The following is a 14,623-nucleotide window of genomic DNA, read 5'->3' on the forward strand; positions in this document are numbered from 1 at the left end:
AAAGATATGTTTTCCGACGAATTAGAAAAATATTCTTGGGAAGATATAACAGCCTGCATAGCTTCGAAACGGAATCGCGATGTCGAAATCGCTCTTGGCAAAGAGCATTTACAACTCGACGATTTCATGGCGCTCGTCTCACCTGCTGCCGCCCCCTATATAGAACACATGGCGGCATTGAGCAGGCTCTATACCCAAGAACGTTTCGGCAAAACGATACAGATGTATGTACCGCTTTATATCACCAATTCATGTACAAACCACTGTGTCTACTGTGGATTCAATCACAATAACCCCATTGCCCGAATTATTCTTACCGAGAAAGAAATCGAAAATGAATGCCGGGCAATCCGTCAAATGGGACCGTTCGAGAATTTGCTTATCGTAACCGGAGAAAATCCACGCGATGCCGGAGTCGATTATTTGGAACGAGCTCTACAAATCGCTCGTCCCTACTTCTCGAACCTATCGATAGAAGTCATGCCCCTCAAAAGCGAAGATTACTATCGCTTGACCCAATCGGGTCTCAACGGCGTGGTATGCTTTCAAGAAACCTATCATAAAGACCGGTACAAAGTATACCACCCGAAAGGCATGAAATCTATCTTCGAATGGAGAGTAAACGGATTCGACCGAATGGGACAAGCCGGTGTACACAAAATAGGTATGGGAGTGCTCATCGGATTGGAAGACTGGCGTACCGATGTAACCATGATGGCCATACACTTGCAATACTTGCGCAAGCACTATTGGCAAACTCGATATAGCGTCAACTTCCCCCGCATGCGCCCGTCCGAAGGTCATTTTCAACCCAATGTAATCATGACGGATAAAGAGCTGGCACAGTTGATTTTTGCATTTCGTATTTTCGACCACGACGTGGATATTTCCGTATCCACCCGAGAAAACGCAAAATTCAGAGACCACATCGCCACTCTCGGAGCGACTTCGATAAGCGCAGGTTCGAAAACCGACCCGGGAGGTTATGCCACTTATCCGCAAGCGTTAGAACAATTTTCTGTCAGCGACGAACGGACACCTGCCGAAGTAGAACAAGCAGTCAAGGCTATGGGGTATGAGGTCGTATGGAAAGACTGGGACAAAATATTCGATCGATGAACGAAAGGTATATCCGCCAAACCATGATTCCCGAAATCGGGGAAGCAGGACAGGAAAAATTGAAGAATGCTAAGGTATTGATTGTCGGTATAGGAGGGTTAGGTTCTCCCATCTCTCTATATCTGACCGCTGCCGGAGTAGGACAAATAGGACTCATCGACGATGATATCGTTTCAAAAAGCAACTTACAAAGGCAAATTCTTTATACCGAGGCAGAAATAGGACAATCGAAAGTCGAGTGCGCTTGTCGAAGACTGTCGGCTTTGAACAGTTCAACTCGATTCGAGACCTATCCTAACCGCTTCACCCCCGACAATGCAAATCGACTTGTCTCCGCTTACGATATCATTGTCGACGGATGCGACAATGCTGCGACCCGTTATCTGATCGACGATGTCTGTTCCCGCTTCAAAAAGCCCTATGTATATGGGTCCATTTCGGACTTTCGGGGACAGGTTTCCGTCTTTAATTACCGAGGCGGATCTCGATACAGTGATCTTTATCCCCGCCCCGAAGTTATTCCCCCGGCTCGTCCCGGAGGAGTTATCGGCACTATTCCAGGAATTATCGGCTGCATGGAAGCCGCAGAAGTGATTAAAATCATTACCGGCTATGGCGAAGTTTTAAGTGGGAAACTTTTCCTGCTCGACACACAAACCTTACAACATGAAATCATCGAGATATGATTTTCGTATTATCCTCCCAAAAACGGGCTGTATAAATTGTTATACAGCCCGTTTTTTTGTTTCCATACCGATTATTTTTCGAACTACAAATCCAATAATCCGTCGGGGATATTCAGATACAACTTGCGATTATCTTCGTCTATTTCACAAACAAATTCATCGACAGCCGGTATAAGCAACAATCGCCCGTTATATTCCACTTCAAACAATACATTTTCCGTAGAATCATCGATCGAGACAATCTTTCCCAACACTCCTTTCTCGCTATCGATCACAGTGAAGCCTATAAAGTAATCTCCCGGAGCTTCATCTTCATTCGATTCTTTGTAATAAGACTTCGGGAAATAAACATCGAGTAAAGTAAATGGACGCGCATCCGCTTCATTATCTACATCTTCCAATTTAATCAAAGCCGTCGTATCGCTCTTAAACCTATATTCCTCGATAAAAAACGGTACGAATATGCCATCTATCTCACATACGATATAAGAACACTCCGTGCGGTCGAACACATCATCGGTAAAAGTAAAAGACAACTCGCCTTTCACTCCATGAGGCTTATTAAACCTTCCTATCCTTATCAATTCTTCCCTTGTAATCATTCTTTCACTTTTATTTCGTCCAAATCCACACCGGTTACAACCGTGTATTTTCCCTCTACCTGCACCCATCGAGAAAGTAAAACTTTTTTTCGGAACTCCCCGATATACCGGTACAGGCTATCGACATATTCGGGCGTGGTATAATCGAGAGCTTTGACATGTACATAAATCGTCCAACTGTCACGGGCATCGTAACAAACCGTATCGAACACTGCAACCGTCGGTTCATCGGCCCGGAACCGGCGTATCTCACACAAATAGGCATACAACGAATCTAATAACTGCCGAGAATTTCGTCGGGGAATAACCGTTACCTCGTCGCTCCCGACGGCCTCGACAATCTGTTTCCTCGCTTTTGCCGAATCGCCAAGCACTTGTATCACAAAATGACCTTTTTCATCGACATACGCCGCCCCCAAATATTTTGGGAAATCCTTCCATTGAAAATAAGAAGGATTCTCTCCTATCGCAGCCAAATATTTCTGATACAAACGGTATCCGGTAGAATCGCAAGTCTCCTCTACGGGAACTTCCGTTATTATTGTATCGGAAGTTTTCCCGCCGTCGGCACGCTCCTGTACTTGCTGCGAACAAGAAGACAGGAGCAATCCCGCCACGACAACACAAAAATACCACCCTTTCATCGATCTATAAACGGGTAATACGTGCACCTATTGCATTGAGTCGTTTATCGACATCTTGATACCCCCTATCGATTTGGTCTATATTATGAATACGACTTGTACCCTCGGCACTCATTGCGGCGATAAGCATGGCTATTCCCGCTCGAATATCGGGTGAAACCATATTGGTAGCCCTCAACGTGTGTGCGTGAGCCTGACCGATGACTGCCGCCCTATGCGGGTCACAAAGAATGATTTGCGCTCCCATATCGATAAGTTTATCTACGAAAAACAAACGGCTCTCGAACATCTTTTGATGAATCAAGACACTACCTTTCGCCTGTGTCGCCACAACGAGGAATACGCTTAACAAGTCGGGAGTCAATCCCGGCCACGGAGCATCGGCAAAAGTCATAATCGAACCATCGATGAAAGTCTCTATCTCGTAACATTCATGTTCGGGTATATGAATATCGTCGCCCTGCTGTTCCACGGTTATCCCTAATCGTCGGAAACTATCGGGAATAATTCCCAAATCGTTATACGATACATTTTTAATCATAATGTCCGAACGTGTCATCGCTGCCATACCGATAAAACTACCCACCTCGATCATGTCGGGAAGAATAGTATGCTCACACCCTTTTAACGATGAAACCCCGTGAACGGTGAGCAGATTAGACCCGATACCTTCGATATGCGCCCCCATACGGTTCAACATTTTTGAAAGTTGTTGCAAATAGGGCTCGCAAGCGGCATTATAAATCGTCGTATCGCCTTCGGCCAATACAGCTGCCATTAGAATATTTGCCGTACCTGTAACCGATGCTTCATCGAGCAACATGTAACTACCCCGCAATTTATCGGCTTTAATTTCATAACGCTGGGCTTTGGGACAATAATTGAATGTAGCTCCCAACTTTTGGATACCGAGAAAATGGGTATCCAACCGGCGTCTTCCGATTTTATCGCCTCCCGGTTTCGGTAAAACGGCATACCCGAAACGAGCCACAAGAGGTCCGATAATCATTACCGATCCCCGCAAAGAAGCTCCTTTTTGAAAAAATTCGTCACTATCGAGATAATCGAGATTTATCTTATCGGCCTTGAAACTGTACGCATTCAGACCTATGCGTTTTACCGTCACGCCCAAATCTCGCAAAAGTTGTATCAAATTATTTACATCGAGTATATCGGGAATATTGTATATCTTCACTTCTTCCGGGGTCAACAGTGTAGCACACAAAACCTCCAACGCCTCATTTTTAGCTCCTTGCGGTATCAGATCACCATTTAAGCGATGCCCGCCTTCAATAATAAAAGATGCCATACTCTCTTTCTCTATTAAGGTTAATGAGTGAAAGATACAAAAAAAGCGGTTATTTACCCGCTTTTTTCGAATTATTTTTTGATTTACGCTGCTGCACGGCCGGTTCCCTCACATCTCTCAAATGATATGTGGATGCATCGAGATCGATCACACCATGTGTATACTCCCGCAAATCTTTCAAAATCTTCTCATCTTCCACCGAATCCTTATTCCATTGATAAAACAACTTTTTCATATGATTCGCCAGCATGGAAACCAATGCACTCCTTTCGGGTCCATCGGGCATCGACTCCGCCTTTTTCAACATCTCTTCCATAATTTTCCCATAATGACGATACTTTATGGGAGAAGCCTGATAAGGAACCGACTCGGGCACGGTATGAAGATTTTCTTTTTTGATGATTTCATACGGATAATCGATATCCAACTTGAAATCGGACATAATTGCCAAATGATCCCACAATTTGTGCTTAAAGTCCTCGATATCCCGTAAATGAGGAAACAGATTCCCCATGATATTTATAATCGTATTGGCACAACGGGTACGTTCCGCTTTGTCCTCTATGGTCATGCAGTGATCTACCATCTGCTGCACATTGCGGCCATATTCGGGCAACACGAGTCTTTTCAATTCCGAAGTATATTGCATATAATTTCTATTGATATAACTTTTATAATATTTTATTTTTAGGAGTCGTGGCTATAAACTCTTTCAGATAAAAAGGTTCGAAATAAGCCACGTCTTCAAATTGCCCGTTACGGAAAGCTCGCTCGGCCAATGCCAACATATCGGTAGCCAAAGGAACTATTCCTTCTACAAATATGGCATTGCGATGTTTAATCGCATCTTTACATTTTGTCGAGCCGTTTCCCGAAAATACGATCCGACGATTGTCCAACAAGTCCGAGAAAGTATGCTCATCGATTACATACGCACCGACAGGAACGACATCATTCAACGCATTATCGTAAACAGCCGAATAGACCTCCATGCGACGGGCATCGATCATAGGACAATATAACACATCTTCCTCAAAATAGTTTCTAAACATGGTCGTACAAGCCAAAAGTTCGAGCGTAGGAACTGAGATGAGAGGAACTTTCAATCCGAAACAAAGACCTTTGGCTTCCGAAACACCGATACGCAATCCCGTATAGGAACCGGGACCGCTACTCACGGCAACCGCATCCACCTTGACTCCTTTATCTCTCGAAAAATCCATGATCTGTTCTACATATACTCCTAACAACGAAGCATGCGAAGGCCCCTCGAAATTCTCGAAATGGCATTGAACGGCACCATCGGAAGACAAGGCGGCGGAACAAACAGACGTAGAAGTCTCTATATGTATAATATTCGGCATAATTCAATCCGTAAAGTATGATTTATCTCCCGATACCCGGTCGGAAAGGCGATAAACCAACGATATAATCAACGTTAACGAGTGTACAAAATTAGCTCTTTTTTTTCAATTTATTGCTTTCTCATCGGAATTAAGATTAAATTTGCAAAAACATTTACAGACTTATGATACAATCGATGACCGGTTTTGGTAAAGCCGTAGTGGAATTACCGCATAAAAAAATAACTGTTGAAATAAAATCCTTAAATAGTAAACAACTCGATTTATCGACCCGTATTCCTCAGCAATACAGGGAAATGGAGATGGAAATTCGATCCGAAATAGCCAAACGTCTGGAACGTGGGAAAGTAGACTTCTTCGTATACAGCGAAGCTATCGGCAAGGAGGCTTCTGCCCAAATAAATATTCCGGTTTTGGAAGGTTATTTCCAACAAGTCAAAGAAGCCTCGGTCAAATTAAGTATTGCGATGCCCGACGACTGGTTCTCCATCTTGTTACGTCTGCCCGATGTCATGAGTTCCGAAAGTCAGGAAATAGACGAAGTAGAACTCAACGCATTGAGAAAAGCAGTCGACCAAGCCATCTCTCAATTGGAAGAATTCAGGATTCAGGAAGGAGCCATGTTGCAACACCTTTTTGAAGAGAAAATCGCCAACATAGCTCATTTGTTACAAGAGGTAGAACCTTACGAAAAAGAGCGCATCGAAAAGATAAAAGGTCGGATAATCGACGCTTTGAACAAAATCGACAATTTCGATTACGACAAAAACAGATTTGAACAAGAGATGATTTTCTACATCGAGAAACTCGACATCAATGAAGAAAAACATAGACTCGACAATCACTTGAAATATTTCCTCGAAACCCTGCAATCGGGCAAGGGGCAAGGCAAGAAACTCGGATTTATCAGTCAGGAAATGGGACGTGAAATCAACACACTCGGGTCCAAATCGAACCATGCCGAGATGCAACGCATTGTCGTGCGTATGAAAGACGAGTTGGAACAAATCAAAGAGCAAGTACTAAATGTAATGTAATGGAACAAAGAGGTAAACTCATCATCTTTTCGGCCCCCTCCGGTTCGGGTAAATCCACCATCATACAATCGTTATTGAATCGCGATTTGAACCTGTCATTCTCTATCTCCGCCACCAGTCGTGCTCCGAGAGGGACTGAGAAAAACGGCGTCGAATATTATTTCATCACACCCGATGAATTTCGCGAACGTATAGCGAACGACGAATTTCTGGAATATGAAGAAGTCTATGCCGGGAAGTTCTACGGCACTTTGAAAAGCGAAGTGGAACGGATTCTCGACTCGGGGAAAAATGTTATTTTCGATGTCGACGTTGTCGGCGGACTCAACATAAAAAAATATTACGGAAACCAAGCTCTCGCTTTGTTTATCCAGCCACCCAGCATACAAGCGTTGGAACAACGATTGAAAAACAGAGCGACAGATACCCCGGAAGTTATAGCTCATCGGATAGCGAAAGCTGAATACGAATTGTCGTTCGCACCAAAATTCGATAAAATCATAGTGAACGATATTTTGGAAAAAGCCCAAGAAGAGGCATACCGTTCAATAAGACAATTTCTCGATAAATGATAAGTAAAACATGCAACCGATAAAGACAGCCTTTTTCTCCGGGACGTTCAATCCGGTTCATACCGGCCACCTCATATTAGCGAACTACTTGTGCGAATATGAAGGATTCGACGAAATATGGCTGTCTGTGTCTCCTCAAAATCCTCTACGAGAAAAATTGTCCTCGAATAATGATAGACAACGAATCGAAATGTTAAATATGGCCGTGAACGGCAATTCTAAGATTCGGACGACCGATATAGAATTTACCCTGCCCCGCCCCTCCTATACGATTCAAACACTCGAAGCCCTCAGAAAGAAGCATCCCGAAAGAATATTTACTTTGATTATCGGTGCAGACAACTGGCTTTCATTCAACAGATGGAAAGACTACAATAAAATTATCGAAGAGTATCCCATTTATATCTATCCGCGCCGGGGTTACGACATAGACGAAAGGTCGCTGCCTGCAAACGTAAAATTGTGTCATGCTCCTATCATAGAAATTTCATCGACCCAAATACGACAGGGAATTTCAGAAGGGAAAAATATGAACTATTTTATACCTCGACCGGTATATGATTATATCATAAATCACGGACTTTATAAAAATAAAGACTAATGGACGAACGTATTTATTCAAAAAATATCATCGAATTTGTAACGGTCAGTGCCGAATATTGTGCTTTTATCGAACGTGTTCCGGAATTGGAGAAAGAAGGATTTCTCGATAAAATCACAAAAATACTACCATTGCTATATCTGAAAGCAACACTATTAACACCGGAAGAACCCGAAGAAGATGGATTCTCCGAAAAATTCGTCACAGAGAGTATGTACGAGAGCATTCGGGAAAACATAGAAAGTCTATTGGGGGAAGACGACAGTTATCTGGAAGTATTTCAAAACGATATGAAATACAGTGAAACCCCGATAATAGCCAATGTTTCGGAGGCTCTTGCCGATATTTATCAAGACTTGAAAGATTTCATTTCGGTATATCGCATGGGAAATGAGCCCCAAATGCTCGAAGCTCTTTACATTTGTTTCGAAAATTTCGTTACATACTGGGGGCAACAACTAGTTAACGTGCTCCGAGCATTACACAACATAAGATACACTCTGGATAACGATGATGATGAATGTGACGACAATTGCGACTGTGGACACCATCATTCTCACTCCGATAATTACACCGATATATTCGGTCATCAACAAGAGAACGGAGATATTCTCGACAAGTTGAACGATGATTTGGATTAAAAAATTATGGAGAACGATACACCCAATAAAATAAAAATCAGTAAAGAAATCATTGCGACTTTACCCATAGAAACATTTCCGGGGAAAATAATCGTAATCGATAATGAAAGAGCTGCCGATAATGCAGTACTCCAACTAAATAACGAAAAAATTATCGGATTCGATACAGAGACTCGGCCAACTTTCAAAAAAGGGAAAAGCAATCATGTAGCACTTATCCAATTATCGACCCACGATACGTGTTATCTGTTTCGTATAAATCGCATAGGATTTACACCTGCAATTAAGAATCTGCTCGAAAACGAATCCCTCTTGAAAGTGGGAATATCGCTCAAAGATGACTTCTGCATGTTGAGTCGACTAAACAGCGGACAATTTATACCGAGAAATTTTATAGAATTACAAAAATTCGTGAAGAAATACAACATCGAAGATCAAAGTCTACAAAAAATCTATGGTATAGTTATCGGGAAAAAAATTTCCAAAGGGCAACGATTATCCAACTGGGAAGCCGATCATCTTACCGAAAATCAACAACTTTATGCAGCGACCGATGCTTGGAGTTGCATAAAAATATACGAAGTTTTGAAATCTGGAAAATTCAAATCTCCCATATATAAAATTCAACCCTCGTCTTTATAAAACTACAATATTATGAAACGATACGACATTATAGCATTGCTCTTGGTTATTTATTTAGCCGTGATGGCCTACTTCGGCAGAGGTATGCTTTTGAGCGGAAATTACTGGGAATATTTTAGTATTATCGGTGTTACTTTACTCGTCATTTTCATACTCAGATGGGCTATGAAACGTAGAGAAAAAATCAGAGAAGAGCGAAGGAAAAAGCAAGATGCCTCTGAACGAAGAACCCTACGAAACGACAATATATCATAAACCATAAATAAAATTCATCGGACTATGACAAAGAAAGTACTATTAACCTTTTTAGTTATATGGTTGTTTTCGAACACCGGTTCGGCTCAAATCCTAAAAAACACATGGATCATCAACCCTCAATTAAGCGGCTTTAATTTAGGCAGTACCCACACGGAAGATACGGGCAAAGAAACGTTCGACCTCGGCCTAAAAGTCGAAGCAGGTAATTTCATTGCCAATAATTTGGCTATTCTTGTCGGGATCGGCGGTGACTTCGCATGGAATAAAGAGTACAAAGACAATAGCATCGATATAGTGGGAAGCATTAGATATTATACGCTCACGACTCTGTTTCTCGGCGTAAACGCAGGATACACCCATGCGTGGTATAAACCCAAAGGGAGCGACTCTCAATGCCGAGATTACCTATATATCGGAGCCGAGCTGGGATATGCGATTTTCGTAAGCCAAAACATATCTCTGGATCCGGCCGTATATTGGAAGCATAGTTTTACCGATAAATTCAACCAGTACGGAATAAAAATGGGATTTTCTGTCTATTTCTAAGAAGTTAATATATAAAACACATAAACACAATGACTGAAAAAATGAACCAATTGATGAAGGACGTCCCGGCTATACGATGGACGGCCCTTATTCTACTGGCAAGTGCCATGTTTTTCGGGTATATTTTTATGGATATACTATCGCCTTTACAAGAACTTTTGCAAACATCAAGAGGGTGGTCTCCCGATGCCTATGGACACTATGCCGGTTCTGAAACATTCCTGAATGTATTCGTATTCTTTTTAATTTTTGCGGGTATCATTCTCGATAAAATGGGTGTTCGCTTCACGGCTATTCTTTCCGGGGCCGTTATGCTCGCAGGGGCATCCATCAACTATTTCGCTGTCAGCAATGCATTTATCGGTAGCGGAGCTGAATCTCTCATGAACCGATTTATGAATTTGCCTTTGGAATGGTGGAACATCACCCCGTTTTACGAAGGCATGCCCGCATCGGCGAAAATGTCGGCTATCGGTTTCATGTTCTTCGGTTGTGGCGTAGAAATGGCAGGAATTACAGTTTCCCGCGGAATTGTCAAATGGTTCAAAGGGAAAGAAATGGCACTCGCCATGGGGGTAGAAATGGCTATTGCCCGTGTGGGAGTCGCCGTAGTCGTCTTAGGCTCTCCGATCTTGGCCAATAAAATCTCTCCTATCGATGTATCTCGTCCTGTTCTCGTAGCAGTGATATTACTGGCAATCGGACTCATCTGTTTTATCACTTATGCCTTCATGGATAAAAAACTCGAACGACAGATGGGCGAAAGCGGTGAGGAAAAAGACGATCCTTTCAAATTGAAAGATCTCAAACTCATTTTTTCGAGCAAAGTATTCTGGTTAGTGGCTCTTCTTTGCGTACTCTACTACTCGGCTATTTTCCCATTCCAAAAATATGCAATCAATATGCTGCAATGTAATTTAGGATACACGGCCGAACAAGCCGGCTGGGTATTTTTCGTATTCCCATTGGGCGCGGCGGCTATTACTCCCATTTTAGGAAATTTTCTCGACCATCGTGGTAAAGGAGCTACTATGCTCATCTTCGGTGCACTGCTGATGATTGCCTGCCATTTGGTATTCGCTTTGGTGTTGCCTGCCCTGAAAGGTACTACCGCAGCAGTTATCGTTGCCTATTTATCTATCATATTATTGGGAATCTCTTTTTCATTGGTTCCAGCTTCTTTATGGCCGTCCGTCCCCAAACTTGTAGACAACAAACTATTAGGTTCGGCGTACGCCGTTATTTTCTGGATTCAAAACATAGGATTATATGCATTCCCCATGATTATAGGTGCAGCATTGAGAATCTCGAATCCCGGCATAACCGATCCGTTACAATACAACTATACAACCCCTATGCTTATATTTGCAAGTTTAGGTGTGTTGGCTCTTCTCTTCGGGTTATGGTTAAAAGTTGAGGACAAGAAACGTGGATACGGGCTCGAACTTCCCAATATTCAAAAATAATAAAAGAAAAAGAATAATACATTAGTTATTAGTCCAATATAATCGGCAATAGAGTATAAACATCTATTGCCGATTTTTCTTTTCTTCCCAATCAAACTACGAACAGTAGTTAATAAACTATTTTATTTAGTTTTATTAACTGCAATAATTAGTTGAGAAACTAAAACATTTAGTTTATTTGTATCATAAATAGAAAAAATATGAAAGGACTTACATCGAAAGAAGAGGAAATCATGAATTATTTCTGGCATAAAGGGCCATTATTCGTGAAAGAACTGTTGGATTTTTATGACGAACCCAAACCTCACTTCAATACGTTATCGACCATCGTAAGAGGACTCGAAGAAAAAGGCTATGTGTCACACAAAGCATATGGTAAAACCTATCAATATTTTGCTGTTGTAAGCGAAGAATCGTTCAAAAAACGGACCTTGCGACAAGTCATACGTAAATACTTCAACAGCTCCTATTTGGGAGTCGTTTCCTCTTTGATCGAGGAAGAAGATATTTCATTGAAAGAATTGAAAGAGCTTATCGAAAAAGTAGAAAAAGGAAACGCAGAACAATAACCAATCACCACCAATGGGCGCATTCTTTGTTTATATATTAAAAGCCTCTGTTTATCTAGCCATTCTGTATCTGTTTTACAGTATATTGCTAAGTAAGGAAACATTTTACCGCTACAATAGAACAGCATTGCTACTATTGATACCTCTATCGTTTATTCTTCCGCTATATCCGGTTCATACGGCTGTTCCCGAAACGTATTCAAACACTACTATACTCGACAGGCTGCCGGCAATATCTTATATCGAAAACGAATCACAAAGTAAAATTCCGATAGGTATTATCGCGGTACTAAGTATCTATCTCATCGGGATTTTATACTTTATCACCAGATATGTCTGCACAATTATAAAACTTCTGCGACTGATTCGGAGCGGGAAAAAATATACCGACAGCGACGGACTTTCTCTTGTCGTTATCTCCCAATCCATTGCTCCTTTCAGTTGGTTCGGGAAAATAGTCATTTCAGAAGCCGACCTCCAAAACCATCGCCGAGAAATACTCCTACACGAATCTGCACACATTCGCAAACATCATTCATGGGATTTACTGGCTGCCGATCTCTGTATAGGATTACAATGGTTCAATCCGGCCGCTTGGTTACTGAAACGAGAGCTGCAAACCGTACATGAATACGAAGCCGATAATTACGTTCTGGAACAAGGCATCGATGCCAAACAATACCAATTACTGCTAATAAAACGATCGGTCGGTTCCAAGTTTTATTACATAACCAATCACTTTAATCACAATAAACTTAACAAAAGAATTACCATGATGTTAAAAAAGAAATCAAACCGCAAAGCGACCTTGAAGTATCTCTACGTCATACCGGTCGCATTATGTACCGTTTCGGTATTCGCCCACCCCGAAATCTCCGATGAATTAAACAAAGTATCCTCGGTCGATTTGAGTAACTTGACAGCTATGATCGGTAGTTCCGAAAACACCGCAACCATAAAGAATAAAGAGATAGAAATATCCGGGTGTGTTTTAGACATAGAAACCAACGAACCTATCGTCGGAGCCACCGTCTTGGTCAAAGGCAGCAATACAGGAACAGTAACCGATCTAAACGGAAACTTCTCCTTAAAAACACCCATAGGAAAAACTTTGCTCATCTCTTATGTCGGTTTAGGCTCGGCCGAAATCAGTTGCAATGACAAAGACAGGCAAAATCTGAAAATATACCTCGGCGAAAGCAGCGAAAAGAATAACAGTTCGAAAATTATCATAGTCGGAAACAAAACCGAGCCGAACACTTCGATCGGCACGAAAGGAAAAATCAACAGCATAACCATTACGACAAAAGACAGTGTAGAAAACAATAGACAGAAAATCGATACGAAAGGAAAAATTAGCAATATAAATGTAGATGTCCAAAAAAATGGTTCGGTCATAGTCGATGAAAACAACAATACCAGAGTCTTTTACGATCCTATATATATTTTAGACGGTAAAAAAATTTCCAAAGACAAATTCAAAAACCTCGATGCCGACAAAATAAAATCGATAACTGTCCTCAAAGGAGAGGAAGCGATCAAAAGTTATGGAAAAGATGGTGAAAATGGAGCCCTTATCATACAAACCAAAGGAAACGCTGCAACTTCGACAGATCCGATAAAAACCATAACGATTACCAAGAAAGATACCTCTGAGGATATCATGAAAAATACACTTTGCATCGTAGACGGAAAAAAGATTTCGGAAACAGAACTAAAAAATATAGACCCCAATAATATACAAAGTATAACAGTCCTGAAAGATGAAAAATCGAAGGAAGAATATGGAGCGACCGACAAAGATTGCATTATATGGATTACCTTGAAAAAATAATATGACTCGACGACTGAATGCAAAAAAGGCTGTTTTCAAAATAGAAAACAGCCTTTTTGTTTTATTGGTCTACTTTTCTGAATTTCATTTTTGCCCGTACAAACTCTATTACGGCAGGTAACAAAGATACAAATATAATCGCGACAATCAGAAGTTTTAAATTTTTCTGAACAAAAGGCAAATCACCGAAGAAATAGCCCGCATAACAAAAAATCGCTACCCAAAAAGCTCCTCCGATTAGATTATACATCATGAAATAATAATAGTGCATTTTCCCCATACCACCCACAAAAGGAGCAAAAGTACGAACGATAGGGACAAACCGAGCTATAATTATAGTTTTCCCTCCATATTTTTCAAAGAAAGCATGGGTTTTCTCTAAATGGCTTTGTTTGAAAATCTTTGAATTGGGGTTACTGAATAGCTTCTTACCGAAAAAATGGCCTATTGCATAATTACAAGAATCTCCCAATACCGCAGCGACAAACAAAATAAGTACCAAAACATTTATTTCTAAGGGAATTCCGGGCAACGCCGTAATAGCCCCAGCAACAAAAAGTAAAGAATCTCCCGGTAAAAAGGGTGTGACAACCAAACCCGTCTCACAAAAAATAATCATAAACAATATAGCATAGGCCCAAGTATGATAATCCTGTACTATCTCAATCAGATGCTTGTCTATATGCAAAATAAAGTCAATCAAAAATTCCATAAATCCATATATAAATACATT

At 41.3% G+C, this 14,623-nt stretch carries 18 protein-coding genes; 12 read left to right on the forward strand and 6 right to left on the reverse strand.

What is annotated here, in order from left to right:
- The first annotated feature begins 6 nt into the window (after positions 1 to 6).
- Both thiH and HMPREF9448_RS08350 read left to right on the forward strand, forming a co-directional pair.
- A complete protein-coding gene (thiH, locus tag HMPREF9448_RS08345) occupies positions 7 to 1,119 on the forward strand; it encodes a 2-iminoacetate synthase ThiH (protein WP_008862164.1) in 1,113 nt (370 codons plus the stop codon).
- Positions 1,116 to 1,805 carry a HesA/MoeB/ThiF family protein gene (locus tag HMPREF9448_RS08350; protein WP_008862165.1) on the forward strand — a complete coding sequence of 230 codons (690 nt, stop codon included), beginning with the start codon at positions 1,116 to 1,118 and terminating at the stop codon, positions 1,803 to 1,805. The genes thiH and HMPREF9448_RS08350 overlap by 4 nt, the downstream gene beginning before the upstream one ends.
- An 83-nt stretch (positions 1,806 to 1,888) precedes the next feature.
- Here the strand turns inward: HMPREF9448_RS08350 and rimM are convergent, their stop codons facing one another.
- The 5 genes from rimM to tsaB are packed head-to-tail and all read right to left on the reverse strand — an operon-like array spanning position 1,889 to position 5,724.
- Positions 1,889 to 2,407 carry a ribosome maturation factor RimM gene (rimM, locus tag HMPREF9448_RS08355; protein WP_008862166.1) on the reverse strand — a complete coding sequence of 173 codons (519 nt, stop codon included), beginning with the start codon at positions 2,405 to 2,407 and terminating at the stop codon, positions 1,889 to 1,891.
- Positions 2,404 to 3,051, reverse strand: a complete 648-nt coding sequence (locus tag HMPREF9448_RS08360; RefSeq protein ID WP_008862167.1) for a hypothetical protein — start codon at positions 3,049 to 3,051, stop codon at positions 2,404 to 2,406. Before HMPREF9448_RS08360 ends, rimM begins: the two co-directional genes overlap by 4 nt.
- Positions 3,052 to 3,055: 4 nt before the next feature.
- The gene (murA, locus tag HMPREF9448_RS08365) at positions 3,056 to 4,360 is read right to left on the reverse strand and encodes a UDP-N-acetylglucosamine 1-carboxyvinyltransferase (protein WP_008862168.1); all 1,305 of its coding nucleotides are present in this window, start codon (positions 4,358 to 4,360) and stop codon (positions 3,056 to 3,058) included.
- A 49-nt stretch (positions 4,361 to 4,409) separates the two neighbouring features.
- Positions 4,410 to 5,009 carry a DUF4290 domain-containing protein gene (locus HMPREF9448_RS08370; RefSeq protein WP_008862169.1) on the reverse strand — a complete coding sequence of 200 codons (600 nt, stop codon included), beginning with the start codon at positions 5,007 to 5,009 and terminating at the stop codon, positions 4,410 to 4,412.
- Positions 5,010 to 5,031: 22 nt separating this feature from the next.
- Positions 5,032 to 5,724, reverse strand: coding sequence for a tRNA (adenosine(37)-N6)-threonylcarbamoyltransferase complex dimerization subunit type 1 TsaB (gene tsaB / locus HMPREF9448_RS08375; protein ID WP_008862170.1), 693 nt, complete (start codon positions 5,722 to 5,724; stop codon positions 5,032 to 5,034).
- Between the two features lie 164 nt (positions 5,725 to 5,888).
- On the opposite strand from tsaB, the gene HMPREF9448_RS08380 reads away from it, so the two are divergent.
- From HMPREF9448_RS08380 to HMPREF9448_RS08425, 10 genes are all read left to right on the forward strand, one after another.
- A complete protein-coding gene (locus tag HMPREF9448_RS08380) occupies positions 5,889 to 6,761 on the forward strand; it encodes a YicC/YloC family endoribonuclease (RefSeq protein WP_008862171.1) in 873 nt (290 codons plus the stop codon).
- Entirely contained in the window at positions 6,761 to 7,333 is a 573-nt protein-coding gene (gmk, locus tag HMPREF9448_RS08385) for a guanylate kinase (protein ID WP_008862172.1), read from the forward strand. The genes HMPREF9448_RS08380 and gmk overlap by 1 nt, the downstream gene beginning before the upstream one ends.
- A gap of 10 nt (positions 7,334 to 7,343) precedes the next feature.
- Positions 7,344 to 7,934, forward strand: a complete 591-nt coding sequence (gene nadD / locus HMPREF9448_RS08390; RefSeq protein WP_008862173.1) for a nicotinate (nicotinamide) nucleotide adenylyltransferase — start codon at positions 7,344 to 7,346, stop codon at positions 7,932 to 7,934.
- Positions 7,934 to 8,575, forward strand: coding sequence for a DUF5063 domain-containing protein (locus HMPREF9448_RS08395; protein ID WP_008862174.1), 642 nt, complete (start codon positions 7,934 to 7,936; stop codon positions 8,573 to 8,575). Before nadD ends, HMPREF9448_RS08395 begins: the two co-directional genes overlap by 1 nt.
- A 6-nt stretch (positions 8,576 to 8,581) precedes the next feature.
- Positions 8,582 to 9,217 (forward strand): 3'-5' exonuclease, encoded by a 636-nt coding sequence (locus HMPREF9448_RS08400; protein WP_008862175.1) that lies wholly within the window; start codon positions 8,582 to 8,584, stop codon positions 9,215 to 9,217.
- A gap of 12 nt (positions 9,218 to 9,229) precedes the next feature.
- A complete protein-coding gene (locus HMPREF9448_RS08405; RefSeq protein ID WP_008862176.1) occupies positions 9,230 to 9,472 on the forward strand; it encodes a hypothetical protein in 243 nt (80 codons plus the stop codon).
- Between the two features lie 24 nt (positions 9,473 to 9,496).
- Entirely contained in the window at positions 9,497 to 10,021 is a 525-nt protein-coding gene (locus HMPREF9448_RS08410; protein WP_008862177.1) for a hypothetical protein, read from the forward strand.
- A 29-nt stretch (positions 10,022 to 10,050) separates the two neighbouring features.
- Positions 10,051 to 11,487, forward strand: a complete 1,437-nt coding sequence (locus HMPREF9448_RS08415) for an MFS transporter (RefSeq protein WP_008862178.1) — start codon at positions 10,051 to 10,053, stop codon at positions 11,485 to 11,487.
- A gap of 200 nt (positions 11,488 to 11,687) precedes the next feature.
- Positions 11,688 to 12,056: a BlaI/MecI/CopY family transcriptional regulator gene (locus HMPREF9448_RS08420; protein WP_008862179.1), complete on the forward strand. Its 369-nt coding sequence runs from the start codon at positions 11,688 to 11,690 to the stop codon at positions 12,054 to 12,056.
- A gap of 13 nt (positions 12,057 to 12,069) precedes the next feature.
- Positions 12,070 to 13,890, forward strand: a complete 1,821-nt coding sequence (locus HMPREF9448_RS08425) for a M56 family metallopeptidase (protein WP_008862180.1) — start codon at positions 12,070 to 12,072, stop codon at positions 13,888 to 13,890.
- Positions 13,891 to 13,951: 61 nt separating this feature from the next.
- Here HMPREF9448_RS08425 and HMPREF9448_RS08430 read toward each other — a convergent pair whose 3' ends face one another.
- Positions 13,952 to 14,602, reverse strand: a complete 651-nt coding sequence (locus tag HMPREF9448_RS08430; protein WP_008862182.1) for a DedA family protein — start codon at positions 14,600 to 14,602, stop codon at positions 13,952 to 13,954.
- Positions 14,603 to 14,623 lie beyond the last annotated feature (21 nt).

The organism is Barnesiella intestinihominis YIT 11860 (assembly GCF_000296465.1).
Lineage (GTDB): Bacteria > Bacteroidota > Bacteroidia > Bacteroidales > Barnesiellaceae > Barnesiella > Barnesiella intestinihominis.